This is a genomic window from Streptomyces sp. bgisy159, assembly GCF_965341775.1.
Classification (GTDB): domain Bacteria; phylum Actinomycetota; class Actinomycetes; order Streptomycetales; family Streptomycetaceae; genus Streptomyces.
This window is the reverse complement of sequence record NZ_CBDQZH010000014.1, coordinates 66877-92730: the sequence shown is the minus strand read 5'-3', so window position 1 is coordinate 92730 and position 25854 is coordinate 66877. Positions and strand designations below refer to the sequence as shown.

23 protein-coding genes and 1 riboswitch are annotated in these 25854 nt (G+C 71.2%); of the genes, 14 read left to right on the top strand and 9 right to left on the bottom strand.

The features are described from left to right. Positions 1-83: 83 nt before the first annotated feature. Positions 84-1490, bottom strand: a complete 1407-nt coding sequence (locus ACSLTV_RS16285) for a family 2B encapsulin nanocompartment shell protein (protein WP_435612376.1) — start codon at positions 1488-1490, stop codon at positions 84-86. Positions 1491-1793: 303 nt separating this feature from the next. Here ACSLTV_RS16285 and ACSLTV_RS16280 point away from each other — a divergent pair, with 303 nt between their 5' ends. Further along, complete coding sequence (locus ACSLTV_RS16280; RefSeq protein ID WP_432134027.1) at positions 1794-2384, top strand: N-acetylmuramoyl-L-alanine amidase; 591 nt, start codon at positions 1794-1796, stop codon at positions 2382-2384. A 143-nt stretch (positions 2385-2527) separates the two neighbouring features. Next, positions 2528-3394, top strand: coding sequence for a 1-aminocyclopropane-1-carboxylate deaminase/D-cysteine desulfhydrase (locus ACSLTV_RS16275; RefSeq protein WP_435612406.1), 867 nt, complete (start codon positions 2528-2530; stop codon positions 3392-3394). A 6-nt stretch (positions 3395-3400) separates the two neighbouring features. On the opposite strand, the gene ACSLTV_RS16270 is transcribed toward ACSLTV_RS16275, so the two are convergent. Next, positions 3401-4999: a Na+/H+ antiporter gene (locus ACSLTV_RS16270; protein ID WP_432155887.1), complete on the bottom strand. Its 1599-nt coding sequence runs from the start codon at positions 4997-4999 to the stop codon at positions 3401-3403. A 60-nt stretch (positions 5000-5059) separates the two neighbouring features. Here ACSLTV_RS16270 and ACSLTV_RS16265 point away from each other — a divergent pair, with 60 nt between their 5' ends. From ACSLTV_RS16265 to ACSLTV_RS16255, 3 genes are all read left to right on the top strand, one after another. Then, positions 5060-5323 (top strand): UBP-type zinc finger domain-containing protein, encoded by a 264-nt coding sequence (locus tag ACSLTV_RS16265; RefSeq protein ID WP_432134025.1) that lies wholly within the window; start codon positions 5060-5062, stop codon positions 5321-5323. Between the two features lie 280 nt (positions 5324-5603). Beyond that, positions 5604-6020 (top strand): anti-sigma regulatory factor, encoded by a 417-nt coding sequence (locus ACSLTV_RS16260; RefSeq protein ID WP_137301875.1) that lies wholly within the window; start codon positions 5604-5606, stop codon positions 6018-6020. Next, positions 6017-7150 carry a SigB/SigF/SigG family RNA polymerase sigma factor gene (locus ACSLTV_RS16255; RefSeq protein ID WP_435612375.1) on the top strand — a complete coding sequence of 378 codons (1134 nt, stop codon included), beginning with the start codon at positions 6017-6019 and terminating at the stop codon, positions 7148-7150. The genes ACSLTV_RS16260 and ACSLTV_RS16255 overlap by 4 nt, the downstream gene beginning before the upstream one ends. Positions 7151-7176: 26 nt before the next feature. Here ACSLTV_RS16255 and ACSLTV_RS16250 read toward each other — a convergent pair whose 3' ends face one another. Then, complete coding sequence (locus tag ACSLTV_RS16250) at positions 7177-7626, bottom strand: hypothetical protein (protein WP_432134023.1); 450 nt, start codon at positions 7624-7626, stop codon at positions 7177-7179. A gap of 89 nt (positions 7627-7715) precedes the next feature. Here ACSLTV_RS16250 and ACSLTV_RS16245 point away from each other — a divergent pair, with 89 nt between their 5' ends. Together ACSLTV_RS16245 and ACSLTV_RS16240 are read left to right on the top strand one after the other, a co-directional pair. Further along, positions 7716-8684 carry a diacylglycerol/lipid kinase family protein gene (locus tag ACSLTV_RS16245; protein ID WP_432134022.1) on the top strand — a complete coding sequence of 323 codons (969 nt, stop codon included), beginning with the start codon at positions 7716-7718 and terminating at the stop codon, positions 8682-8684. A 320-nt stretch (positions 8685-9004) separates the two neighbouring features. Further along, the gene (locus ACSLTV_RS16240) at positions 9005-9262 is read left to right on the top strand and encodes a WhiB family transcriptional regulator (protein WP_003992873.1); all 258 of its coding nucleotides are present in this window, start codon (positions 9005-9007) and stop codon (positions 9260-9262) included. A 225-nt stretch (positions 9263-9487) separates the two neighbouring features. On the opposite strand, the gene ACSLTV_RS16235 is transcribed toward ACSLTV_RS16240, so the two are convergent. Both ACSLTV_RS16235 and ACSLTV_RS16230 read right to left on the bottom strand, forming a co-directional pair. Continuing rightward, positions 9488-10963 (bottom strand): sensor histidine kinase, encoded by a 1476-nt coding sequence (locus tag ACSLTV_RS16235; protein WP_432134021.1) that lies wholly within the window; start codon positions 10961-10963, stop codon positions 9488-9490. Between the two features lie 301 nt (positions 10964-11264). Next, complete coding sequence (locus ACSLTV_RS16230) at positions 11265-11909, bottom strand: TetR/AcrR family transcriptional regulator (protein ID WP_432134020.1); 645 nt, start codon at positions 11907-11909, stop codon at positions 11265-11267. A 170-nt stretch (positions 11910-12079) separates the two neighbouring features. Between ACSLTV_RS16230 and nagB the strand changes: the two genes are divergently transcribed. Continuing rightward, positions 12080-12865, top strand: coding sequence for a glucosamine-6-phosphate deaminase (nagB, locus tag ACSLTV_RS16225; RefSeq protein WP_432134019.1), 786 nt, complete (start codon positions 12080-12082; stop codon positions 12863-12865). 66 nt (positions 12866-12931) lie between these two features. On the opposite strand, the gene ACSLTV_RS16220 is transcribed toward nagB, so the two are convergent. From ACSLTV_RS16220 to ACSLTV_RS16205, 4 genes are all read right to left on the bottom strand, one after another. Continuing rightward, the gene (locus tag ACSLTV_RS16220) at positions 12932-14419 is read right to left on the bottom strand and encodes a glycoside hydrolase family 3 protein (protein WP_432134018.1); all 1488 of its coding nucleotides are present in this window, start codon (positions 14417-14419) and stop codon (positions 12932-12934) included. 10 nt (positions 14420-14429) lie between these two features. Continuing rightward, entirely contained in the window at positions 14430-15290 is an 861-nt protein-coding gene (locus ACSLTV_RS16215; protein ID WP_432134017.1) for a carbohydrate ABC transporter permease, read from the bottom strand. Then, positions 15287-16270 (bottom strand): carbohydrate ABC transporter permease, encoded by a 984-nt coding sequence (locus ACSLTV_RS16210; protein WP_432134016.1) that lies wholly within the window; start codon positions 16268-16270, stop codon positions 15287-15289. Before ACSLTV_RS16210 ends, ACSLTV_RS16215 begins: the two co-directional genes overlap by 4 nt. 563 nt (positions 16271-16833) lie before the next feature. Then, complete coding sequence (locus ACSLTV_RS16205; RefSeq protein ID WP_435612374.1) at positions 16834-18120, bottom strand: extracellular solute-binding protein; 1287 nt, start codon at positions 18118-18120, stop codon at positions 16834-16836. A gap of 340 nt (positions 18121-18460) precedes the next feature. Between ACSLTV_RS16205 and ACSLTV_RS16200 the strand changes: the two genes are divergently transcribed. The 6 genes from ACSLTV_RS16200 to ACSLTV_RS16175 all read left to right on the top strand — a co-directional run bounded on the left by ACSLTV_RS16200 (position 18461) and on the right by ACSLTV_RS16175 (position 25776). Beyond that, positions 18461-19225, top strand: coding sequence for a GntR family transcriptional regulator (locus ACSLTV_RS16200; protein WP_432134014.1), 765 nt, complete (start codon positions 18461-18463; stop codon positions 19223-19225). A 144-nt stretch (positions 19226-19369) separates the two neighbouring features. Next, positions 19370-19639 (top strand): DUF3311 domain-containing protein, encoded by a 270-nt coding sequence (locus ACSLTV_RS16195; RefSeq protein ID WP_435612373.1) that lies wholly within the window; start codon positions 19370-19372, stop codon positions 19637-19639. After that, the gene (gene mctP / locus ACSLTV_RS16190; protein ID WP_432134012.1) at positions 19636-21237 is read left to right on the top strand and encodes a monocarboxylate uptake permease MctP; all 1602 of its coding nucleotides are present in this window, start codon (positions 19636-19638) and stop codon (positions 21235-21237) included. Before ACSLTV_RS16195 ends, mctP begins: the two co-directional genes overlap by 4 nt. A 302-nt stretch (positions 21238-21539) precedes the next feature. Beyond that, positions 21540-22046, top strand: coding sequence for a GNAT family N-acetyltransferase (locus ACSLTV_RS16185; protein ID WP_432134011.1), 507 nt, complete (start codon positions 21540-21542; stop codon positions 22044-22046). A 52-nt stretch (positions 22047-22098) separates the two neighbouring features. Beyond that, a riboswitch (cobalamin riboswitch) is annotated at positions 22099-22255 on the top strand. A gap of 123 nt (positions 22256-22378) precedes the next feature. Next, entirely contained in the window at positions 22379-24754 is a 2376-nt protein-coding gene (locus ACSLTV_RS16180; RefSeq protein ID WP_432134010.1) for a ribonucleoside-diphosphate reductase subunit alpha, read from the top strand. Continuing rightward, a complete protein-coding gene (locus tag ACSLTV_RS16175; RefSeq protein WP_432134009.1) occupies positions 24754-25776 on the top strand; it encodes a ribonucleotide-diphosphate reductase subunit beta in 1023 nt (340 codons plus the stop codon). The genes ACSLTV_RS16180 and ACSLTV_RS16175 overlap by 1 nt, the downstream gene beginning before the upstream one ends. The last annotated feature ends 78 nt before the right edge of the window (positions 25777-25854 follow it).

Below are 25854 nucleotides of genomic sequence, written 5' to 3'. Positions count from 1 at the left end.
TGAAGTCGGTCATGAGGTCCCCCTCTTCCCCCCGGGGTGTACCCGCCCCGGAGGGCGGGGACACGGCGTGCGGGCCGGAAAGGTCACCGCCAGCGGCCGATCTCGACGTTCTCCAGCACGCCGAGCGCGTCCGGTACCAGCACGGCGGCCGAGTAGTACGACGTCACCAGGTACTTGATGATGGCCTGTTCGTTGATGCCCATGAACCGCACGGACAGGCTCGGCTCGATCTCGTCGGGGATGCCGGACTGGCGCAGGCCGATGACGCCCTGGTCCTGCTCGCCCAGACGCATCGCGATGATCGAGCTGGTGCGCGCCTCGGTGACCGGGATCTTGTTGCAGGGGTAGATGGGCACACCGCGCCAGGTGGGGATCCGGTTGCCGCCGACGTCGATGGTCTCCGGCACCAGGCCGCGCTTGTTCAGCTCACGCCCGAACGCGGCGATCGCGCGAGGATGGGCGAGGAACAGCTTGGTCCCGCGCCGGCGGCTCAGCAGTTCGTCCATGTCGTCGGGGCCGGGCACCCCGTCGTGCGGCTGGATCCGCTGGTCGTACTCGCAGTTGTGCAGCAGGCCGAAGTCGCGGTTGTTGACGAGTTCCTGCTCCATGCGCTCCTTGAGCGCCTCGACCGTGAGCCGTAGCTGCTGCTCGGTCTGGTTCATGGGCTGGTTGTAGAGGTCGGCCACGCGCGTGTGGATGCGAAGCACGGTCTGGGCGATGCTCAGCTCGTACTCGCGGGGCCGGGCCTCGTAGTCCACGAAGGTGTGCGGGATGTCGGGCTCGCCGGAGTGGCCCGCGGCGAGGTCGACCTCCTTCTCCCCGTAGCGGTTGGTCCGCTCCTCGGGGGCCGAGCGCCGCTCCTGCAGATGCCCGGCGAGGGACTCGGTGCGCTCCGCGACCTGTTCGACGTCGTGGCGGGACAGGACCAGCACCGTGCACGCGGTGCTCGCGCGGGCCGTGTACTCCCAGATGGCGTCCGGGTCGAGCAGCGCCTGCTCGCCGAGGTAGGCGCCGTCGGCCAGCACGCCGAGCAGCTCGTCCTCGCCGTAGGGGCCGGTGCCGATCTTCTCGACCCTGCCGTGCGCCAGCAGGTAGACCTCGTCGGTCCGGCTGCCGAAGGAGGCGATGATCTGCCCGGCGGGAATCTCCCGCTGCCGGCAACGCCGGGCGAGTTCGGCGAGTGCCTCCTCGTCCTCGTAGCCGCGCAGCGCGGGCAGTTCACCCAGCTCGGCGGGGATGACCTCGACCCGGTCACCGGTCTTGACGAAGGTGACGCGGCCGTCGCCGACCGCGAACGTGAGCCGGCGGTTCACCCGGTAGGTGCCGCCCTGTAGGTCCACCCAGGGCAGCATCCGCAGCAGCCAGCGGGAGCTGATCTCCTGCATCTGGGGTACGGACTTGGTCGTGGTGGCCAGATTCCGCGCGGCACTGGTGCCGAGGCTCTGCTGCGGCCGGTCCTGCCCCGTGCGGATCTCTTCGCCTACCGACATGAGAAATGCCCTCCCACTACGTGCACCGGCGCCGTTCTGCGCCGGGCATCGATCTCACGGGCAACCCTTCCATCACAGAACGTGTCGGTGCTATTACACGAACGAGCGGGATTGGATCATCGCACGACTGGGCAGCCGGAGTGATTCCGTCAGCGCACCCACCCTGACCTGCTCTTTTCATTCGATCTGACGATATGACCCTGTCTGGATCGGTTCGCACGTCATGCGAACGATGTCTGAGGGACCCTCCGCCGTCGGTACAAGCAGCGGTACAGCGATGCGACGCGACGCGAAGGAGAGAACATGGCCACCCCCATGTCCGCGGACCGCTTTCTGCACCGGCTCAGGCAGGAGGGTCTCACCGTCGTCGAGGTCGGCGACTGGCGCCACCACAACCGCAACCACAAGGGCCCGTGGGGGCCGGTCCACGGGGTGATGCTCCACCACACGGTGACCAGGGGCGCCGCGCACACGGTGGAGCTGTGCCGCAGGGGCCGCCCGGACCTGCCGGGCCCGCTGTGCCACGGCGTGATCACCAAGGACGGCACGGTCCACCTCGTCGGCTACGGCCGCGCCAACCACGCCGGCGCCGGCGACGACGACGTGTTGCGGGCGGTGATCGCCGAGAAGCGCCTGCCGCCGGACAACGAGGCCAACACCGACGGCAACCGCCACTTCTACGGCTTCGAGTGCGAGAACCTCGGTGACGGGAAGGACCCGTGGCCGGAGGCGCAGCTGACGGCGATGGAACGGGCCGCGGCGGCAGTGTGCCGGCAGCACGGCTGGACGGAGCGGTCGGTCATCGGCCACCGGGAGTGGCAGCCCGGGAAGGTGGACCCGCGCGGGTTCTCGATGACATGGATGCGGGAGCGGATCCGGGCACGGCTGAAGTGACCGTACGCAGCGCCGCGCGCGGCTGACCGGACAATGGTGGGGTGATCAGACCCACCGGCCCGGACGGTCCGGCCCGTCCCACCGGCCCGCACGGCCCGGCCGCCCCCACCAGCCCGCACGGCCCGGCCGTCCTCGCGTCCCGTCTGCCGTCCCCCCTCGTGGAGGCGGCCGACGAGCGCTTCGCGCGGCACGGCGTGCGGCTGCTGCTCAAGCGGGACGACCTGATCCACCCGGAGCTGATCGGCAACAAGTGGCGCAAGCTGGTGCCGAACCTGGACGCCGCCGCCGGGCGGACCCTGCTGACCTTCGGCGGCGCCTGGTCAAACCACCTGCGCGCCACCGCCGCCGCGGGCCGGCTGCTCGGCCTGCGCACCGTGGGGGTCGTACGCGGCCAGGAACTCGCCGACCGCCCGCTCAACCCGTCCCTCGCCCGGTGCGCGGCCGACGGGATGCGGCTGTTCTTCGTCGACAGGTCGACCTACCGCCGCAAGGGCGAGCCCGACGTCCTCGCGCGCGTGCTGCGCGAGGCGGGCGCCGAGGACGCCTGCGTGGTGCCGGAGGGCGGCAGCAACGCGGCGGCGGTACGCGGGTGCGCGGCGCTCGGTGCGGAGCTGCGCGGCCGGGCCGACGTGGTGGGGCTCGCGTGCGGCACCGGCGGGACCCTGGCCGGACTGGCGGCGGGCCTGGCCCCGGAACAGCGGGTGGTGGGCGTCCCCGTGCTCCGGGGCGGCTTCCTGACCGGGGAGATACGCCGGCTGCAGAGCGCCGCCTTCGGCGGGCCGCGCGGCGGCTGGACCCTCGACGAGCGGTTCCACTTCGGCGGCTACGCCCGCACCACCGGCGAGCTCCACGCCTTCGCGTCGGACTTCGAGCAGCGGCACGGGCTGCCCGTCGAGCGACTGTATGTCGCCAAAATGCTGTACGGACTGCTCACCCTGGCGGGCGAGAGCGCGTTCCCGCGCGGGACCCGGCTCGCGGCGGTGATCACGGGGGCGCCGTTCCCCGGCTGAGGCGGCTCACGCCGCCTCCCGGAACGCCGCGGCCTCCTCCAGGTCGAGGCGGCGCAGCAGGGTGCGCAGCATCTCGTCGTCGATGTACCGGCCGTCGCGGAGACGGACGAACACCTCGCGTTCGGCGCTGATCATCTCGCGGGAGAGCCGGCGGTAGGTGTCGTCGACGGTCTCGCCGGTGACCGGGTTGGCCTGCCCGAGACGCTCCCACACGGCGTTGCGGCGGCGCTCCAGGACCGCGCGCAGCCGGTCGGCCAGCGGGGGCGGCAGGGTGTTGCGGTCGTCGGCGAGGAGTTCGTCGAGGCGCCGCTCGGCGACCAGGGACGCCTGCGCCTGGGCGTTGGCCTCGGCGAGGGTGGCGGCCCGCGGGTCGGGGGCGGGGAACCGCAGCAGGCGGATGAGCGGCGGCAGGGTCACTCCCTGCACCACCAGGGTGCCGATGACGGTGGTGAAGGTCAGGAAGAGGATCAGGTTGCGGTGCGGGAAGCCGGCGTCGCCGTGCTCCACGGTGAGCGGGATGGAGAAGGCGACGGCCAGCGACACCACGCCCCGCATACCGGCCCAGGAGATGACGACCGGCCCGCGCCAGGTCGGGTTCTCCTCGCGCGCGCGGATGCGCGCCGACAGCAGCCGGGGCAGGAAGGTCGACGGATACACCCACAGGAAGCGCACGGCGACGACCACCAGGAAGACGGCGACCGCGTACCAGGCGGCGGCCGCGCCCTCGTACGCGTCGAGGCCCTTGAGGACGACCGGGAGCTGCAGGCCGATCAGGGCGAAGACCGCCGACTCCAGGACGAAGGCGACCATCTTCCACACCGCCTCCTCCTGCAGACGGGTCGCGAAGTCGACCTCCCACGCGCGGTGGCCGAGGTAGAGGGCGACGACGACCACGGCGATGACGCCGGAGGCGTGGAACTGTTCGGCGGCCGCGTAGGCGACGAAGGGGATCAGCAGGGAGAGCGTGTTCTGCAGCAGCGCCTCGCGCACGTGCGTGCGCAGCCAGTGGATCGGCACCATCAGGATCAGCCCCACGGCGAGGCCGCCGACCGAGGCGACCAGGAACTCCTTGATGCCGCCCGCCCAGGAGGCGCCCTCGCCGACGGCGGCCGCGAGGGCCACCTTGTAGGCGGTGATCGCGGTGGCGTCGTTCAGCAGGGACTCGCCCTGGAGGATCGTGGTGATCTTCGAGGGCAGGCCGACGCGGCGGGCCACCGCGGTGGCCGCGACGGCGTCCGGCGGCGCCACCACCGCGCCCAGCACCAGCGCCGCGGTCAGCGGCAGCCCGGGCACGATCAGGTACGCCGCCCAGCCGACGGCGCAGGTCGCGAAGAGCACGTAGCCGACCGAGAGCAGGGCCACCGGCCGGGCGTGCGCGCGCAGGTCCAGGTAGGAGCTGTCGGTGGCCGACAGGTAGAGCAGGGGCGGCAGGACGAGGGGCAGGAACACGTGCGGGTCGAGGGTGTAGCCGGGGACGCCGGGAAGGTAGGACACCGCCAGGCCCACCGCCACCAGCAGCAGCGGCGCCGGCACCGGGGTGCGCCGGGCCGCCGCCGCGACCGCGGCGCTCCCCGCCACCAGCAGCAACAGTGGCATCACGTCCATGTCTTGCCCGCCCTCGTTTTTCCGCGCGGCCGTCCGCACGGCCGTCGTAATCTGGCAATCATGAAACAGTGCACGCACGCCGACGCGCTGCCTCGTCCCGAACCCCGGCCGATCAGCGAGACCTGCCCGGAATGCCTGCGCGAGGGTTCCCACCCGGTGCAGCTGCGGCTGTGTCTGACGTGCGGCCACGTCGGCTGCTGCGACTCCTCGCCGGGACGCCACGCCACGGGCCACCACCGTGACACCGGGCATCCCGTGATGCGGACCTTCGAACCGGGCGAGAGCTGGCGCTGGTGTTTCGTGGACCATGTACTCGTGGTGTGAGGCCGTGTGAGGTGCACCATGGAGGCAGCGCACCCGGCGCACGGTTCGACCGTCTGACGCCTGGGTACGTCAACCCGGCGCGCCCTCTTCCCATTTGGACTCGCAGACCCCCTAGACACGGAGCGTATCCGGAGTTTTACTGTGAGTGACGCCAGGGGGTCAGGGGTCCCGGGGACAGGAAAGTTCACGGCGCGATAGCGTCACCGCAGTACCACACTTCGCGTTACCCCCGGGGGGCGACCCTCGGCCCCGAACAGCTTGTACCACCTTGGAGGTGAGGGTGTCCCAGATCGCAGGCGAGCCCGCGGCGAACCAGGACTTCGTGGAGGTCCGGCTGCCGGCTGCGGGTGCCTACCTGTCGGTGCTGCGGACGGCCACGGCCGGCCTCGCGGCCCGTTTGGACTTCACCCTGGACGAGATCGAGGATCTGCGCATCGCCGTGGACGAGGCCTGCGCGATCCTGCTGCAGCAGGCGGTGCCCGGCTCGGTGCTCAGTTGTGTCTTCCGCCTCGTGGACGACTCACTGGAGGTCACCGTCTCGGCCCCGACCACCGACGGCCACGCGCCCTCGCGCGACACCTTCGCCTGGACCGTGCTGTCGGCCCTCGCGGGGAAGGTCTCCTCCGCCGTCGACGAGGACAGGACGGTTTCGATCAGCCTCTACAAACAGCGCGGCGCCGGCCCCGGGCCGGCGTGAAGGACGGGGACGGGCCGGTGCGGGACGAAGAGCGCGGCACACGTGAGCTGTCCGCCGCGGAGGGCACTGCGGCCCCTCCGGGCGGTTCCGGACGCGGGGCGAGGCCCGTCGAGGGCAGGGACGGCATCGACGGCATCCCCGAGCAGGCCCGGCCGCACCCGGAGGACGCCGCGCCGGGGGCCGGTTCCCCGGGCGGCGGGGACCGGCGCGAGCGGCGCGATGCCGCACAGGGCGCGCCCCGCACGCGACGCGGCGGGGGCTCCCCCGGCCGGGCGGGGGCGACGGCTCGGCACAGGGCGACGGGCGGGACGATGAGCGAGCACGAGCGATACGACGAGCCGGGTGCACCGGGCGTGCCGGGCGCGCAGCACGAGCCTCAGGACCGCAGCGGGGCGCGGGCGATGTTCGTCGAGCTGCGCGCGCTGAGGGACGGCAGCCCGGAGTACGCGGAGCTGCGCAACCAGCTGGTCCGTATGCACCTGCCACTCGTCGAGCACCTGGCGCGCCGCTTCCGCAACCGGGGAGAGCCGCTGGACGACCTCACCCAGGTCGCCACCATCGGCCTGATCAAGTCGGTGGACCGGTTCGACCCGGACCGCGGCGTGGAGTTCTCCACGTACGCGACGCCGACGGTCGTGGGCGAGATCAAGCGGCACTTCCGCGACAAGGGCTGGGCGGTGCGGGTGCCGCGCCGGCTGCAGGAGCTGCGGCTGTCGCTGACCACGGCGACGGCCGAGCTGTCCCAGCTGCACGGCCGCTCCCCCACCGTCCACGAGCTGGCGGAGAAGCTGTCGATCTCGGAGGAGGAGGTCCTGGAGGGCCTGGAGTCCGCCAACGCGTACTCCACGCTGTCCCTGGACGTCCCCGACACCGACGACGAGTCCCCCGCGGTCGCCGACACCCTCGGCGCGGAGGACGAGGCGCTGGAGGGCGTGGAGTACCGGGAGTCGCTCAAGCCGCTGCTGGAGGACCTCCCGCCGCGCGAGAAGCGCATCCTGCTGCTGCGGTTCTTCGGCAACATGACCCAGTCGCAGATCGCACAGGAGGTCGGCATCTCCCAGATGCACGTGTCGCGGCTGCTGGCGCGGACGCTGGCACAGCTGCGGGAGAAGCTGCTGGTGGAGGAGTAGAACGCCGGGCCGGACCGTCGGACCGGCTACTTCCCCGGTGCGCGGCCCGGTCCCCGGATGCCGAGGGCCCGGGTCGTCTCGCCGTTGACGAGCAGCACCAGCGCGGCCACGGCCACCACGGCGAGCAGGATCCCGCCGGGGACGGCCGCGCTGTCGGCCTGGAGCAGGTTGTAGGCGATGGGCAGGGCCATGATCTGGGTGATGACGGCGGGGCCCCGGCTCCAGCCGCGTCGGCCCAGCAGCCCGCGGGCGGCCAGCAACGGCAGCAGGGCCAGCGCCAGCAGCGTGATCCCCAGGGTGACGGCCTGTTCCCGGTCGTCCGGCTCCCCGATCAGCCCGAGCACCGCGATCAGCACCCCGCCGACGAGCAGCGCCAGCCCTTCCAGTCCGACCAGCGCGGCGGCGTAGGTCAGGCGCCGGGGGCGGGGGCCCGCGAGGTCCGGTTCCTGGGTGTCGGGATTCTGCTCAGCGCTCACAGGTGAAGGGTAGCCGCCGGGCTGTGATCCCCGGCCGGATCCCCACCTCGAACTGTGCCCGGTACCCCCCAGTAGGTACGCTGCCATCCATGCGTGCACTTCTCGTGGTCAATCCGGCAGCCACCACTACGAGTGCACGGACGCGTGACGTCCTGATCCACGCGCTGGCGAGCGAGATGAAGCTGGAAGCGGTCACCACCGAGTACCGCGGGCACGCGCGCGACCTCGGGCGGCAGGCCGCGCAGAGCGACGACATCGACATGGTGGTGGCGCTCGGCGGCGACGGCACCGTGAACGAGGTGGTGAACGGACTGCTGCACGACGGCCCCCAGCCCGAGCACCTGCCCGGCCTCGCCGTGGTGCCCGGCGGCTCCACCAACGTCTTCGCCCGCGCCCTCGGTCTGCCCAACGATCCGGTGGAGGCCACCGGCGCCCTGCTGGACGCGCTGCGCCAGGGCAGCGAGCGCACGGTCGGTCTCGGCCTGACTTCCGGCACGCCGGGCACGGAGGACGAGGCGGTGCCCTCGCGCTGGTTCACGTTCAACGCCGGGCTGGGCTTCGACGCCGGGGTGGTGGGCCGCGTGGAGCAGCACCGCGAGCGCGGAAGGAAGTCCACCCACGCGCTCTACGTCCGGCAGGTGGTGCGCCAGCTACTGGGCGAGCCGCACCGCCGGCACGGGACGATCACCCTGGAGCGGCCGGACGCCGAGCCGGTGACCGATCTGGTGCTGTCCATAGTCTGCAACACGGCTCCGTGGACCTATCTGGGCAATCGCCCGATGTACTCGTCGCCTAAGGCCTCGTTCGATACCGGCCTCGACGTACTCGGTCTCAGCCGTCTGTCGACCGCCGCTGTTGCCCGGTATGGCACCCAGTTGCTTCTTTCGTCCCCCGAGCGGGGCCCCCAGGGCAGGCATGCGGTCTCACTGCACGATCTGGAGGGCTTCACCTTGCATTCGAAGGTGCCGCTGCCCCTGCAGATGGACGGTGACCACCTGGGACTGCGCACCAGCGTGACGTTCACAGGCGTACACCGTGCACTGCGTGTGATTGTGTGAGCAGAAGACGCGAAAGTCCTTTCACTCGAACGTTTAGGCCAGGATCCACCCCATGGAAGTACGGCTGTGACCTAGTCGACACCGAGGAATCAAAAAAAACTTTCCGGAAGGGGTTGTATCCGCCGCTGAGGTTTGCGAGTCTCTACGTGGCGATCGGGACAGCCCGCAACACCGGCTCCCACTGATCACCAGAACCCCTCTTCAAACTCACAGGACCTCGCCAGGGAACCTGGCGGTCGGCCCTTCACTTGTTGAGGGATTCGTGAAAGCGTTCACATTCACAAGCAACCTGCACGTAATACCAAGGAGAGGTAGCAGCCATGGACTGGCGTCACAACGCCGTTTGCCGCGAGGAAGACCCCGAGCTCTTCTTCCCCATCGGCAACACCGGTCCTGCGCTGCTGCAGATCGAGGAAGCCAAGGCCGTCTGCCGTCGCTGCCCGGTTATCGAGCAGTGCCTGCAGTGGGCGCTTGAGTCCGGTCAGGACTCCGGCGTCTGGGGTGGTCTCAGCGAGGACGAGCGCCGCGCGATGAAGCGCCGCGCCGCCCGCAACCGGGCCCGTCAGGCCTCCGCCTGACGCACCCACCCCGCAACAGCCTGAGCTTGGCGGCGCGTACGGCGCGTACGCATCTCCCGCCCCCGAGCCGCAGCGCGCAGTACCCCCGAAGCGCTGAGTACCAGCAGCAGGGAGCACTAGCCCTGGACCACATGGTCCGGGGCTCTTTGCTGTCCGGACCATGCGGCCGGGACGGACCGTGTGGCCCGGGACGGACCGACCAGGTGACCGGGTCGGGCCGGGCGCCTACTTCTGCGCCCGCACCGGGATGTCCAGGATCACCTGTGTCCCCCGCTCCGGCGCCGGCACCATGTCGAAGGTTCCGCCCAACTCCCCCTCCACCAGCGTCCGCACGATCTGAAGGCCGAGGTTGCCCGCGGTGTGCGGGTCGAAGCCCTCGGGCAGGCCGACGCCGTCGTCCTGGACCGTCACCAGGAGGCGGGCCTCCTTCGCGGTGCCGCCGCGGACCGCGGACACCTCGACCCTGCCGGTGTCGTCCTGGCGGAAGCCGTGTTCGAGGGCGTTCTGCAGGATCTCGGTGAGCACCATGGACAGCGGGGTGGCGACCTCCGCGTCGAGGATGCCGAAGCGGCCGGTGCGCCGGCCCGTCACCCTGCCCGGCGAGATCTCGGCGACCATCGCCAGCACCCGGTCGGCGATCTCGTCGAACTCCACCTGCTCATCGAGGTTCTGGGACAGCGTCTCATGCACGATGGCGATCGAACCGACCCGGCGGACCGCCTCCTCCAGAGCCTCGCGGCCACGCTCGGAGTCGATGCGGCGGGCCTGCAGCCGCAACAGCGCCGCGACCGTCTGGAGGTTGTTCTTCACCCGGTGGTGGATCTCCCGGATGGTGGCGTCCTTGGTGATCAACTCGCGTTCGCGGCGGCGTAGTTCGGTGACATCCCGGAGCAGGACGAGGGACCCGATCCGGGTGCCCTTGGGCTTGAGCGGGATGGCGCGGAACTGGATGACCCCGTCATGGGCCTCGATCTCGAACTCGCGCGGCGCCCATCCGCTGGCCACCTTGGCGAGCGCCTCGTCGACCGGCCCCCGGGTCGGAGCCAGCTCGGCGGTGGTCAGGCCCAGGTGCTGGCCGACCAGGTCGGCGGCGAGGCCGAGCCGGTGGTAGGCGGACAGGGCGTTCGGAGAGGCGTACTGGACGATGCCGTCCGCGTCGAGCCGGATCAGGCCGTCGCCGACGCGCGGCGAGGCGTCCATGTCGACCTGCTGGTCGATGAACGGGAAGGAGCCGGCCGCGATCATCTGCGCCAGGTCGGAGGCGCTCTGCAGGTAGGTCAGCTCCAGCCGGCTCGGGGTGCGCACGGTGAGCAGGTTGGTGTTGCGGGCGATGACCCCGAGGACCCGGCCCTCACGCCGTACGGGGATGGACTCCACCCGTACCGGCACCTCCTCGCGCCACTCCGGGTCGCCCTCGCGCACGATGCGGCCCTCGTCGAGGGCGACGTCCAGCATGGGGCGGCGGCCGCGCGGGACGAGGTGGCCGACCATGTCGTCCTGGTAGGAGGTCGGGCCGGTGTTGGGCCGCATCTGGGCCACCGAGACGTACCGCGTGCCGTCCCGGGTGGGCACCCACAGCACCAGGTCGGCGAAGGAGAGGTCGGAGAGCAGCTGCCACTCCGAGACCAGCAGGTGCAGCCACTCGAGGTCGGAGTCGCCGAGTGCGGTGTGCTGGCGTACGAGTTCGTTCATGGAGGGCACGTCTGGAGCGTACCCGGGGGCGTGCGGGTGGCCGAAAAAACACCCGCGGGCCGCGGCGCCTGGGAGGGACCCTCAACCCTCCCGGCACCGCAGCCCGGAGCAATATCGGCCGTGGGGTGTGCGGTCCCGGTCGGCCGAAGGTGAGGAGCCGGGGCAGTCAGGGCAGAGAGCTCCGGATCCTCGGTCCGCCCTCCTGTGCGGGGAAGGCGGAAGTCTGCGCGTTCTCGCGTTCACGCACACACGTCGATTGTGGACTAGACCACTCGGTGTGTCCATGCGTTGGAGGCTGTTTCCCAGCAGCCTAACGCGTGGGGGTTCCTGTGCGGACCCAGATGGACAGGGCAATTTCCGCGACCGCCGCCAGTTCCTCCCGGCTCGCCCCGTCCCGCGCCTGTTGCGACATGCCCTGGAAGACGGCCGCCACGTGCCGGGCGAGCGTCTCGGGCCGGTTCGCGGGGAGCGGTTCGCCGGCGGCGGCGCCGACCCGGAGGCGGTCCTCGATGGCGGCGATGCTCGCGTTGCGTCGCCGCCGCAGCGTCTCGGCCACCTCCGGGGTCGTGCAGTTGGTGGCCGCGTGGATCACCATGCACCCGTGCGGGTGCGCCGGGTCGGTGAACTCGGCCGCCGCCTCGCGCAGCAGCCGGGCCACGGCGGCCCGGGCGGTGGGCTCCTCGCGCAGGGCGCGCGCCGTGAAGGAGCCGAACTCGTCGTCGTAGAGGCACAGGGCCTCCTCGAACAGCGAGCGCTTGTCGCCGAACGCCGCGTAGAGGCTCGGGGCGCCGATGCCCATGGCGCGGGTGAGGTCGGAGACGGAGGTCGCCTCGTACCCCTCCGACCAGAAAGCCATCACCGCCTTGCGGAGCGCGGCGCTCCGGTCGAAGGAGCGGGGGCGGCCCCGGCCCCGGGGGGTGGCCTGGGGCTGCCGTGTCGTCTCGCCGGGCTCCATGACCAGGATTCTAGAGCGGCCGCTAGAGAAAGACCGCGGAGGCGGGCGTGCGGGGCGTGCGCGGGGCCTGCGGGGCGGGGGGCACCTCTGTTAGATTGGTCTAAACCACATGGACCCTCCGGGTCCGGTCCCGTCCCTCCCGAGTCCCTCCTCAGAACGGCAGGCCCAGCGTGGAAGTTGTGATCGTCCCGGATGCCAGGGCGGGCGGCGAGCTCATCGCCGAGGCCATGGCGCGGCTCCTGCGGCGCAAGCCCGACGCCCTGCTCGGTGTGGCCACCGGCTCCACCCCGCTGCCCGTCTACGAGGCGCTGGCGGCCAAGGTCCGCTCCGGGGCCGTCGACGCCTCACGCGCGCGGGTCGCCCAGCTCGACGAGTACGTGGGGCTGCCCCGCGAGCACCCGGAGTCCTACCGCTCGGTGCTGCGCCGCGAGGTGCTGGAGCCGCTCGGCATCGGCATGGAGCAGTTCCTGGGGCCCGACGGCACGGCCGAGGACGTACCGGAGGCCTGTGCGGCGTACGACGCCGCGCTGGCCGAGGCGGGCGGCGTCGATCTGCAGCTGCTGGGCATCGGGACCGACGGGCACATCGGGTTCAACGAGCCGTGCTCCTCGCTCGCGTCCCGTACCCGGATCAAGACGCTCACCGAGCAGACGCGGGTGGACAACGCGCGGTTCTTCGACGGGGACATCGCTCAGGTGCCGCACCACGTCATCACCCAGGGCATCGGGACGATCCTCGAAGCGCGCCACCTGGTGCTGCTGGCGACGGGCGAGGGCAAGGCGGACGCGGTGGCGGCGACGGTCGAGGGGCCGGTCGCGGCGGTGTGCCCGGCTTCGGCGCTGCAGCTGCACCCGCATGCGACGGTCGTGGTGGACGAGGCGGCCGCGGCCAAGTTGAAGCTGGCGGACTACTTCCGGCACACGTACGCGGGCAAGCCGGAGTGGCAGGGCGTCTGAGGCCCCTGGAGACGACGACAGGCGCCGGTCCCTGCGGGGAGCCGGCGCCTGTCGTCGTCGTACGGGTCAACTCCCCGCGATGACCTCCGCCGCCGCCGTGCCGGACACCCGGGACGCGCCGTGGGTCGCTATGTGCACGGCGCCTCTGGCCGGGGCCTGGGGGACGCCCATCTCCACCACGACGGTGTCGGGGCGGACCGCCAGGACGGTGTCCAGGGCGCGGCTCATCCAGGGGTGGCGGTGCTCGTCGCGGACCACGGCGACGATCCGGCGGTCCCCGGCCGCCGCCAGCGCCGCGTGCCCGGCGTCGTCACCGGTGAAGGCCGCGGTCTCGGTGCCGGGCAGCCGGCCCGCCAGGTCCGCCGCGACGCCCCAGGGGGTCTCGTCCCCCACTGCGATGTTGGTGACCGGGGCGAAGGCGGCGACGTAGGGCGCGGCGGTGAGCGGGGCGAACGTGCCGACGCAGGTGACGCGCAGGGCGCGGCGGGCGGCGACCAGACCGATGTCGCCGCGGACGTCGTCCGGCCGGCCGGCGGTGGCCCGGGAACCCGTCCAGCGGGCCAGCGCGCGGACGCGTTCGGCCGCGTCGGCGAGGCGTTCCTCGGCCAGCTCGCCCGAGCGGACGGCGGCGACCAGGGCGTCCCGCAGCCGGCGTACCGTCTCGTCGTCGGCGAGGCCGCCGCCCACGCAGATGGCGTCGGCACCGGCGGCGACGGCGAGGACGCTGCCCCGCTCGATGCCGTAGGTGGCGGCGATGGCCCGCATCTCCATGCCGTCGGTGACGATCAGCCCGTCGTAACCCAGCTCCCGGCGCAGCAGGTCGGTCAGGACGCGGCGGGACAACGTTGCCGGGCGGTCCGGGTCCAGGGCCGGCACCAGGATGTGGGCGCTCATCACGGCGCGGGTCCCGGCGGCGATGGCCGCGCGGAAGGGCAGCAGCTCGCGCTCGCCCAGCAGCGCGGCGCCGGCGTCGATGCGGGGCAGCGCGAGGTGGGAGTCGACGGCCGTGTCGCCGTGGCCGGGGAAGTGCTTGGTGCAGGCGGCGACGCCGGCCGACTGCAGGCCGGTGACGTAGGCCGCGGTATGCCGGGCGACCAGCGCCGGGTCGGCGCCGAAGGAGCGGACGCCGATCACCGGGTTGTCGGGGTTGGAGTTGACGTCGGCGGAGGGCGCCCAGTTGAAGTCGACCCCGCACGCGGCGAGGCGGCGGCCCAGTTCGTGTGCGACGGCCCGGGTGAGCTCGGTGTCGTCGACGGCGCCGAGGGCGTGGTTGCCGGGGAAGGAGGAGCCGGTACGGACCTCCAGGCGGGTCACGTCACCGCCCTCCTCGTCGATGGCGACCAGGACGTCGTCCCGTTCCGCGCGCAACTGCGCGGTCAGGGCGGTGAGCTGTTCCGGCGAGGCGATGTTGCGGCCGAACAGGCCGACCGAGGCCAGGCCCTCGCCCAGGCGGCGCAGCAGCCAGTCCGGGGCGGTGGTGCCGGGGAAGCCGGGCTGCAGGACGGTCAGCGCGTCACGGGTGAGGGTGTCGGTACCGCTGGCAAGAGTCGTCATGGAAACGGGGTCATCCCTTCACGGCGCCCGCGGTCAGACCCGCGGCCATCTTGCGCTGGACGAGGAGGAAGAGGGCGACGATCGGGACGGCCATCATGGTGGCGCCGGCCATCATCGGGGCGTACTCGGTGCCGTGCTTGGTGCTGAAGTTGCTGAGCCACACGGTCGCGGTCTGGTTCTGCTGGCTCATCAGCATCAGCGCGTACAGGTACTCGTTCCACGCCTGGATGAAGGCGTAGACGGAGGTGGCGACCATGCCCGGGGCGAGCAGCGGGAAGACGACCCGGACGAACGCCCCGGTGCGGGTGCAGCCGTCGACCATGGCGGCCTCCTCCAGCTCCTTGGGGATGTTGACGATGAAGCCGCGCAGCGTCCACACCGTGAAGGGCAGGACGAAGGTCAGGTAGGTGATGATCAGGCCGGTGAGCCGGTCGTACTGGCCCAGGTCGTTCAGGAGCAGGAAGACCGGGATGATCATGGCGACCAGCGGGACCATCTGGACCGCGAGGATGCCCACGATCACGATCTTTCGGCCGCGGAAGGCGAACCGGGAGATCGCGAGCGCGGCCAGCATGCCGACGACGATCCCGATCAGGACCACGGACAGGGAGACCACGGCGCTGCGGCCGACCGGCCCCCAGAAGTCGGCGATGTCCAGCGCCCGGCTGAAGTTGGACGTCGTCAGTCCGGTCGGGAACAGGCTGGGGTCGGGGTCGATGGCGTCCTTGGCCGGCTTGAACGCCGTGTTGAGCATCCAGTAGACGGGGAAGCCCGCGGTGAGGAAGACCAGGAGACCGAGGAGGTTCCAGCCGAGCCTGGACTTCCCGCGCGGCGCGGCGGCGAGGAGCCCGGCCTTGGTGTCGGCGCTCATTCGACCTCTCCGATCTTCAGCATCTGGCGCATGTACACGGCGACCACACCCAGCAGCAGCACCACGGTGATCAGGGCGATCGCCGAGCCCTGGCCGTAGTCGTTGACGACGAACGCGCGGTCGTAGGAGTAGGTCGTCAGCAGTTGGAACTCGGCCTCCGGGTGGCCGCCTCGCATGACGAAGACCTGCGGGAAGACGCCCATGTCCCAGATCACCGACAGGGTCGTGAGCATCACGATGATCGGCTTGAGGATGGGCAGGGTGACGTACCGGAAGACGCCCCAGGCGCCCGCGCCGTCGAGCCGGGCCGCCTCCTCCAGCTCCCGGGGGACCTGGGTGAGGCCGGCGCTGAGGGTGATGACCACGAAGGGCACGGCGCCCCAGATCACCAGCAGCATGATCACGGCGAGGCCCTGCGGGCCGCTGGCGAACCAGTTGTGGCCGACGAGGTCGACGCCGGGCAGCTTGCTCAGCACGGCGTTCAGGACGCCGTAGTCGGAGTCGAAGAGCCACTTGAAGACGGTGGTGGCGACGATGACGGGCATGCCCCAGCTGGCCACCAGCGCGATGTTGATCAGCGTCTTCACCCAGCCGGAGACGCGCTGCAGCAGCAGCGCGATCAGCATGCCGATCACCATCGTCAGGATCACGCAGCCGGCCGCGAAGACGATGGTGCGCAGCACCACCTGCCAGAACGTGTCGTCGCCGAGCACCTTGGTGAAGTTGTCCACGCCCGCGGACTCGGCGGGCTGGAAGCCCCAGAGCTGGGACTGGCCGAACTTCTGGAAGGACAGGGTGACCAGGCGGACCAGCGGGTAGCCCATCACCAGGGCGAGCACCAGCAGGCAGGGCGCGAGCAGCAGCCACGGAGTGGCGGCGCCGCCCTCCGCGCGCCGTGCGCGCGGCCGGCCCGGGGCGGCCGGTGGCGGCGCCTGCCGCGGTGGCGGCACCTTGGCGGGGGTGGTCGTGTCGGCACTCATCGCGCGCTCCTCAGCGGTCCCTCAGGTCGTACGAAAGCGAAGCCCCAGCGGCCGCGGACGCGGGCCGGGGTCCCCCACGGCGGGCGTGGGCGGAATCCCGCCCGGCCGGACGCCGGTCCGGGACCCCACACGACCGGACGCCGGTCCGGGACCCCGCCCGGCCGGACGGCGGCCACGGGTCCCACAGGCGCCGGACGCCGGCCTCGGGTCCCACACGGCCGGACGCCGGCCACGGATCCCACAGGCCCCGACGCCCGCCCGGGTCCCGCACGGTCGCCGGCGTGCCGGCCCCCGTACGGCCGGACGTCGGTCCGGGCCGAGCGTGGTCGTCCCCCGCGCGGAGTCCGGCCGGGCGGGGCTTCGCGGCCGGGCCGCACCGTGGCCGTCGTGGTGGAGGCCGGCCGGCGCGGCCCGTCGCGGGGCCGGTCCCGCGCGGCCGCCCCGCCGGGGCCGGGACGCACCGCGGTCGTACGTGGGTGGTGGTCCCGTACGGCGGATGCCGTACGGGGGCGCGGGGCCCGCCCCCCGTTGTCCCCCGGGTCTCGACGGGCCCCACGCTCGGGTCACTTGTTGTTGATGACCTCGTCGATCTCGGCGTCCGCCTCCTTGGCGGCCTCCTCGACCGACTTCTTGCCGGTGCCGATGGACTGCAGCATGGTCTGCAGGATCTGCGCCTTCTCGACCTGGCCCCAGCCGGGCGCCATCGGGACGAACCAGTTCAGCTCGGCCGCGGTGGCCGGGACCGCCGTCGCGGGGTCGTTCTTCAGGGTCGCGAGGTCGGTCTTGTTGTTGGGCAGGTTGCCCTTGCCCATCAGGCCCTTCTGGCCGGAGGCGCCGGTGAACGCGTTGATCCACTCCGCGGCGACGGCCTGCGCGTCGGACTTGACCGGGATCGCGAGGTCGGAGCCGCCGAGGAAGACCGGGAGGTTCTTGCCGGACGGACCCGGCATCACGAAGTTCTCCAGGTTGTCCTTGAGCTTGCCGGTCTTGTCGTTCTCCGGGGCGGCGGCGGTCGCGCCCTCCCAGGCCGCACCGAAGATCATGCCGGCGTTGCCCTGGCCGTAGACGATGTAGCGGTCGGACTCGTCCTTGGTCTTGTCGCCGTGCATGTACTTGTCGACGACGTTCTTGAACTCGGTCAGACCCTTGACGGACTCCGGCGAGGAGAGGTTGGCCTTCCACTGGCCGCCCTGCTCCTCGGCGATGGAGCCGCCGGCGTCGTAGACGAAGGACATGGCCGCGTACCAGTCGCGGGTGGGCTGGTACCAGGCGGAGAACTTGTCGCCCTTCTTCTCCTGCACCTTGTCCAGCGCGGCCGTCAGCTCCGCGTAGGTCTTGGGAGCGGTCTTCACGCCCGCCTCGGCGAAGACGTCCTTGCGGTAGTTGCCGACCCGGCCGCCCGCGTAGTACGGCACGCCGTACGTCTTGCCGTCGTACGTCACCGACGCCTTGAGGCCGTCCAGCCAGGCGCCCGAGTTCTCGAACTGGCCGGCGTCGACGGGGGCGAAGGCGCCCTTGACCATGTAGGACAGCATCTCGGTGTTGCCCATCTCGACGACGTCGGGCGCCTTGTCGGTGGCGAGCACCGCGTCGAGCTTGGCGTTCTTGTCCGGCCAGCCGTAGTACTCGTGCTTGATCTTGATGCCGGGGTGCTTCTTCGCCACCGCGTCGTCGGCGGCCTTCACCAGCTCCGGCCAGTTGTTCTGTGCGTCGACGGTGAGCCAGACGGTGAGTTCCTTGACGTCCGCGCCCTTGTCGGAGCCGCCGCCGTTGTCGTCACTGTCCCCGCACGCCGCGACCGAGACCATCATCGCCGCGATACCGATCGCCGCTGCCAGCTTGCGCTTCACGCCACCCTCCTCAGGGATGCCACAAACCCCCCTGCCTCCCCGCGGTCGAGCGTGAACGCGTACCGCCCATGGGGCCGGGACCTGGACCAATGGTGTAGACCAGTAACCGGAGCTTGGCCCAGACCAAAAGGTGTGTCAAGGGTCTCGGATAGGCCCCGACCAGCCGTTATGGGACCTACATATGCAGGAACCTTTAAGTAAGAACCCCTCAAAAAGAAGGCCGTCATGCGGGACACTTCGGGTAGACCACTTGGCGGCGATGGACTAGACCAACCCTGGTCACGGACGGTATACAGAGGGGATCGCGGATCGCGCGGGAATCCCCCCGGGAAGGCAGAGGATGAGCACCGACGTCAGCAGTGCGGAGAACGAGGGTGGGACGACCGTCCGTACCGCGCGCGTGCCCAAGTACTACCGCTTGAAGAAGCACCTGCTCGACATGACCGAGACGCAGGCCCCGGGCACCCCGGTGCCGCCCGAGCGGACCCTGGCCGCGGAGTTCGACACCTCGCGCACCACCGTCCGCCAGGCGCTGCAGGAACTGGTCGTCGAGGGCCGGCTGGAGCGGATCCAGGGCAAGGGCACCTTCGTCGCCAAGCCGAAGGTCTCCCAGGCCCTGCAGCTCACCTCCTACACCGAGGACATGCGCGCCCAGGGGCTGGAGCCCACCTCCCAGCTGCTGGACATCGGGTACATCACCGCCGACGACCGGCTGGCCGGCCTGCTGGACATCGCCACCGGCGGCCGGGTGCTGCGCATCGAGCGGCTGCGCATGGCCAACGGCGAGCCGATGGCCATCGAGACCACCCACCTGTCCGCCAAGCGGTTCCCCGCCCTGCGCCGGTCACTGGTCAAGTACACCTCCCTGTACACCGCCCTCGCCGAGGTCTACGACGTCCACCTCGCCGAGGCCGAGGAGACCATCGAGACCTCGCTGGCGACACCGCGCGAGGCGGGACTGCTGGGCACCGACGTCGGCCTGCCGATGCTCATGCTCTCCCGTCACTCCCTCGACCGGCAGGGCGCTCCCGTGGAGTGGGTGCGGTCCGTCTACCGGGGCGACCGGTACAAGTTCGTGGCACGTCTGAGGCGCCCGGCGGAGTGACCCGGGGCCACCCGGCGGGGGTGGCACCCCCCTCGCGGGGAAATGACAGAACAATATGCGGACCGGGTCTTCCGCTCGGCTTTATCCGTCACCTACATTGCCTGCTCGTTGATCAGGTGATCTGCAAGGGGACGGAGTCGCCAGATGTCACAAGCCCCGGACACACCGACCAGAGAGCCGATGGTGACGCCGTCACGCGTCGTCATCGCCCTCTGCCTGCTCGCGCCCTTCGTGGCGATGCTGTGGGTCGGTTCGTACGCCAAGGCGGACCCGGAGTTCGCCGGGATCCCGTTCTTCTACTGGTACCAGATGCTGTGGGTGCTGATCTCCACCGCGCTCACCCTGGTGGCCTACCGGCTCTGGCAGCGTGACCAGCGTGCCCGTGCCGCCGCGAAGGGGGGTGCGGACGCGTGAACGACGGTGTGAACGGCGTGGCGCTCGCCGTCTTCATCTTCTTCTTCCTGGCCGTCACCGTCATGGGCTTCCTGGCCGCGCGCTGGCGCAAGGCCGAGAACGAGCACAGCCTCGACGAATGGGGCCTGGGCGGGCGGTCGTTCGGCACCTGGGTCACCTGGTTCCTGCTCGGCGGCGACCTCTACACGGCGTACACCTTCGTCGCCGTACCCGCGGCGATCTACGCGGCGGGCGCGGCCGGCTTCTTCGCCGTTCCGTACACGATCCTCGTCTACCCGCTGATCTTCACCTTCCTGCCCCGGCTGTGGTCGGTGTCCCACAAGCACGGCTATGTGACGACCTCGGACTTCGTGCGCGGCCGGTACGGCTCCAAGGGCCTGTCGCTGGCGGTGGCCGTCACCGGCATCCTGGCCACCATGCCGTACATCGCGCTGCAACTGGTCGGCATCCAGGCGGTGCTGGACGTGATGGGCGTCGGGGGCGGCGAGGACACCAACTGGTTCGTGAAGGACCTGCCGCTGTTCATCGCCTTCGGCGTGCTGGCCGCGTACACCTACTCGTCCGGCCTGCGCGCGCCCGCGCTGATCGCCTTCGTCAAGGACACCCTGATCTACATCGTCATCGCCGTGGCGATCATCTACATCCCGATCAAGCTGGGCGGCTTCGACGACATCTTCGCCTCGGCGGGCGAGAAGTTCGCCACGGCCGGGAAGGGCGGCCTGATCCCGCCCGAGGCCGGCCACTGGGGGTACGCGACGCTGGCGCTGGGCTCCGCGCTCGCCCTGTTCATGTACCCGCACTCGATCACCGCGACGCTGTCCTCCCGCAGCCGTGAGGTGATCCGCCGCAACACCACGATCCTGCCGCTGTACTCGCTGATGCTCGGCCTGCTCGCGCTGCTCGGCTTCATGGCGATCGCGGCCGGGGTCAAGGTCGCCAACGGCCAGCTGGCGATCCCCCAGCTGTTCGAGAACATGTTCCCGGCCTGGTTCGCGGGCGTGGCCTTCGCGGCCATCGGCATCGGCGCCCTGGTCCCCGCGGCCATCATGTCGATCGCGGCGGCGAACCTCTTCACCCGCAACATCTACAAGGACTTCATCAAGCCGGACGCCACCGCCGCCGAGGAGACCAGGGTCTCCAAGCTGGTCTCGCTGCTGGTGAAGGTGGGCGCCCTGGTCTTCGTCCTCACCATGGACAAGACGGTCGCCATCAACTTCCAGCTGCTGGGCGGCATCTGGATCCTGCAGACCTTCCCGGCCCTCGTCGGCGGCCTGTTCACCCGCTGGTTCCACCGCTGGGCCCTGCTGGCCGGCTGGGCGGTCGGCATGGTCTACGGCACCCTCGCGGCCTACGGCGTCTCCTCTCCGACCCAGGCCCACTTCGCCGGCTCCTCCAAGGAGATCCCCGGTATCGAGGAGGTCGGCTACATCGGCCTCACGGCCTTCGTCCTCAACGTGGCGGTGACGGTCGTCCTCACCTTCGTCCTGAAGGCCGTCAACGCCCCCGACGGCGTGGACGAGACCCGCCCCGAGGACTACACGGCCGACGCCGGCGACCCGGGCGTGCAGACGGAGCTGCCGGTGGCCACGGGGCACTGACGCCCGCCCCCCGAGGGGCGCGCCGCCGGATCGGGCGCCCGGCACCGTCGGCGCGCGCCGCGCGCCGCATGACCGGTCTCCCGCACGCACCCCGCGGCGGGCCACCGAGAGCACACCGCTCGGTGTCCCGCCGCGTCCGCTCGGTGGTCCACCGCATCCGCTCGGTGGCCGCATCCGCTCGGTGGCCGCGTCCGCTCGGCGTGCGCCCCGAAGCGGGCGCGAAGCGCGGCGCGACCGGCCGGCAGCACCCCTCCCCCGAAATCCGGCGGCCACCGTCGGACCGGTCCGGCACACTCGGCCCCATGGACATCGTCATCCGCCCCGTCACGCCCGCCGAGTACGACACCCTCGCCGAGATCACCGCGCAGGCCTACCTCCAGGACGGGCTCCTCGACTACGGCGAGGAGGACGAGTATCTGCCGGTGCTGAAGGATGTCGCCGCGCGGGCGGCCGCCGCCGAGGTGCTGGTGGCCGTGGACGGCGACCGGCTCCTCGGCGGCGTCACCTTCGTCGCCGGACCCGGTCCGGTCGCCGACATCGCGCGACCCGGTGAGGCCGAGATCCGTGCGCTCGCGGTCGCGCACGCGGCGCGCGGCCGGGGCGCCGGCGAGGCACTCGTGCGGGCCTGCCTGGAGCGGGCGCGGGCCACGGAGGGCTGCACGGCCGTCGTTCTGTCCAGCCAGCGCAGCATGCACACCGCACACCGGATCTACGAACGTCTCGGCTTCGTCCGCACACCCGAGCGGGACTGGAACCCGGTGCCGCACCTGGACGACCTCACTCTCCTCACCTACGAGTTGACCCTCTGAAACCGCCCCGCCACAACATCTGGGGGTGGCGTGACAGGCGAGCACAAGATGTATGCTCATGCTCGCTGTCGCCGCAGGGGAATCCGGTGTGAATCCGGAACTGTCCCGCAACGGTGTACTTGTGCACGTCCTCTCCCCGGAACCGCCGTTCCCGGGCGTCGCCGTGCCCAGGAGTCAGTCCGAGGACCTGCCGACAGCGCGCCCGGCCGCCCGGCCGGGATGCCTGACGTCCGGGCCTCGTGGAATGGGCCGGTGGGCGCGACGCCGCGTGCGCTCGTGCGCCGCCGCCTGCCCCCGCGCGAGGCCCCCGTGCCAGCGAGGGAGAGCCCCACGTGACCATCGCGCCAGCAGACCCGGCCTCAGCCGTCCCGACCGCAGAGGACGCCCCCGGGACCGCCTTGCTGCGGTCCCTCACCGAGCTGACCGCCGACCTGCCCGACGCCGACCCCGGCCGGGTCGCCGCCGCCGCGCTGCGCGGCCGGTCGGCGCGCGCCGACGAGGCGGAGCTGCGCGAGCTGGCCACGGAGGCGGCGGCCGGCCTGATCTCCGAGGACCCCGCGTACTCGCGGCTGGCCGCCCGGCTGCTCACCCTCACCATCCGCGCCGAGGCCGCCTCCCAGGGCGTGACCACGTTCACCGAGTCGATCGCCGTCGGTCACCGCGAGGGCCTGATCGCCGACCGCACCGCCGAGTTCGCCCGGCTGCACGCCGAGCGGCTGGACGCGCTGGTCGACACCGGCGCCGACGACCGCTTCGGCTACTTCGGCCTGCGCACCCTGTACAGCCGCTACCTGCTGCGCCACCCCCTCACCCGCAAGGTCGTCGAGACGCCCCAGCACTTCCTGCTGCGGGTCGCCGGCGGCCTCGCCGAGGACGCGGCGTTCGCTCCGGGGGCGGGTGACCGGGCCGTGGACGAGGTCGCCGCGCTCTACGGCCTGATGAGCCGCCTGGACTACCTGCCGTCCTCGCCGACCCTGTTCAACTCCGGCACCCGGCACCCCCAGATGTCGTCCTGCTACCTCCTCGACTCCCCGCTGGACGAGCTGGACTCCATCTACGACCGCTACCACCAGGTGGCCCGCCTGTCGAAGCACGCCGGCGGGATCGGTCTGTCGTACTCCCGCATCCGCAGCCGGGGTTCGCTGATCCGCGGCACCAACGGTCACTCCAACGGCATCGTGCCGTTCCTGAAGACCCTCGACGCATCGGTCGCCGCGGTGAACCAGGGCGGCCGGCGCAAGGGCGCTGCCGCGGTCTACCTGGAGACCTGGCACTCCGACATCGAGGAGTTCCTGGAGCTGCGCGACAACACCGGTGAGGACGCCCGCCGTACGCACAACCTGAACCTCGCGCACTGGGTGCCGGACGAGTTCATGCGCCGGGTCGCCGCCGACGAGCAGTGGTCGCTGTTCTCCCCCGCCGACGTGCCCGAACTGGTGGACCTGTGGGGTGAGGAGTTCGACGCGTCGTACCGCAAGGCGGAAGCGGCCGGTCTGGCCCGCCGGACCATCCCGGCCCGCGACCTGTACGGCCGGATGATGCGCACCCTCGCGCAGACCGGCAACGGCTGGATGACCTTCAAGGACGCCGCCAACCGCACCGCCAACCAGACCGCCCTGCCGGGGCACGTGGTCCACTCCTCCAACCTCTGCACGGAGATCCTGGAGGTCACCGACGACGGCGAGACGGCGGTGTGCAACCTGGGGTCGGTCAACCTCGGCGCGTTCGCCGACCCGGCGACCGGTGGCCTCGACTGGGAGCGGCTGGACGAGACGGTCCGCACGGCCGTCACGTTCCTCGACCGGGTCGTCGACATCAACTTCTACCCGACCGAGCAGGCGGGCCGCTCCAACGCCCGGTGGCGGCCGGTGGGTCTGGGCGCGATGGGCCTGCAGGACGTCTTCTTCAAGCTGCGGCTGCCCTTCGACTCCCCGGAGGCGAAGGCCCTGTCGACCCGCATCGCCGAGCGCGTCATGCTCGCCGCGTACGAGGCGTCCGCCGACCTGGCCGAGCGCGGCGGCCCGCTGCCGGCCTGGGAGAAGACCCGTACCGCGCAGGGCGTGCTGCACCCCGACCACTACGGGGTGGAGCTGACCTGGCCGGAGCGCTGGGCGGCGCTGCGTGAGCGGATCGCGGCGGTCGGCCTGCGCAACAGCCTCCTCCTGGCCATCGCGCCGACGGCCACCATCGCCTCCATCGCCGGCGTGTACGAGTGCATCGAGCCGCAGGTGTCGAACCTGTTCAAGCGCGAGACGCTGTCCGGTGAGTTCCTCCAGGTCAACTCGTATCTGGTGCAGGACCTCAAGGATCTCGGCGTGTGGGACGCCCGTACCCGTGAGGCGCTGCGCGACTCGGCCGGCTCAGTGCAGGACTTCGCGTGGATCCCCGAGGACGTACGGCGGCTCTACCGCACGGCGTGGGAGATCCCGCAGCGCGGGCTGATCGACATGGCGGCGGCGCGCACGCCGTTCCTCGACCAGTCGCAGTCCCTGAACCTCTTCATGGAGACGCCGACCATCGGCAAGCTCTCCTCGATGTACGCGTACGCCTGGAAGTCCGGGCTGAAGACGACGTACTACCTGCGTTCGCGCCCGGCGACCCGTATCGCCCGCGCCGCGCAGGCATCCGTCCCCGTGCAGCAGGCCGCCGATCCCGAAGCGGTCGCCTGCTCCCTTGAGAACCCCGAGTCCTGCGAGGCCTGCCAGTGATGTCCGAGAAGTCCGAACGCAACGCCCATCTCCTCGACCCGGGCTTCGAGCTGACGCTGCGCCCCATGCGCTACCCCGACTTCTACGAGCGCTACCGGGACGCCATCAAGAACACCTGGACCGTGGAGGAGGTCGACCTCCACTCGGACGTCGCCGACCTCGCCAAGCTCAGCCCCGCCGAGCAGCACCTCATCGGCCGTCTCGTGGCCTTCTTCGCGACGGGCGACTCGATCGTGGCGAACAACCTGGTGCTGACGCTGTACAAGCACATCAACTCCCCCGAGGCGCGGCTGTACCTGTCGCGCCAGCTGTTCGAGGAGGCCGTGCACGTCCAGTTCTATCTGACCCTGCTGGACACCTACCTCCCCGACCCGGAGGACCGGGCCGCCGCCTTCGACGCGGTGGAGAACATCCCGTCCATCCGTGAGAAGGCCGGGTTCTGCTTCAAGTGGATCAACGAGGTCGAGAAGATCGACCGGCTGGAGAGCAGGGCCGAGCGCCGGCGGTTCCTGCTCAACCTGATCTGCTTCGCCGCCTGCATCGAGGGCCTGTTCTTCTACGGCGCCTTCGCGTACGTCTACTGGTTCCGCAGCCGGGGTCTGCTGCACGGTCTGGCCACCGGCACCAACTGGGTGTTCCGCGACGAGACCATGCACATGTCGTTCGCGTTCGACGTGGTCGACACGGTCCGCAAGGAGGAGCCGGACCTGTTCGACGACCGGCTCCAGGAGCAGGTGACCGACATGCTGCGGGAGGCCGTCGAGGCGGAGCTGCAGTTCGCGCGTGACCTGTGCGGCGACGGGCTGCCGGGCATGAACACCGAGTCGATGCGCCAGTACCTGGAGTGCGTGGCCGACCAGCGGCTGACCCGGCTGGGCTTCGCGCCGGTCTACGGCTCCGAGAACCCGTTCTCCTTCATGGAGCTGCAGGGCGTGCAGGAGCTGACCAACTTCTTCGAGCGGCGGCCGTCGGCCTACCAGGTCGCCGTCGAGGGCACGGTCGACCTGGACGAGGACTTCTAGGTCGCTTCCAGGTCCGCGCCGGGCCCGTCGCGCGTCCGCGCCGCGGGTGCCGTGGCAACGGCACCCGCCGGTGCGGAC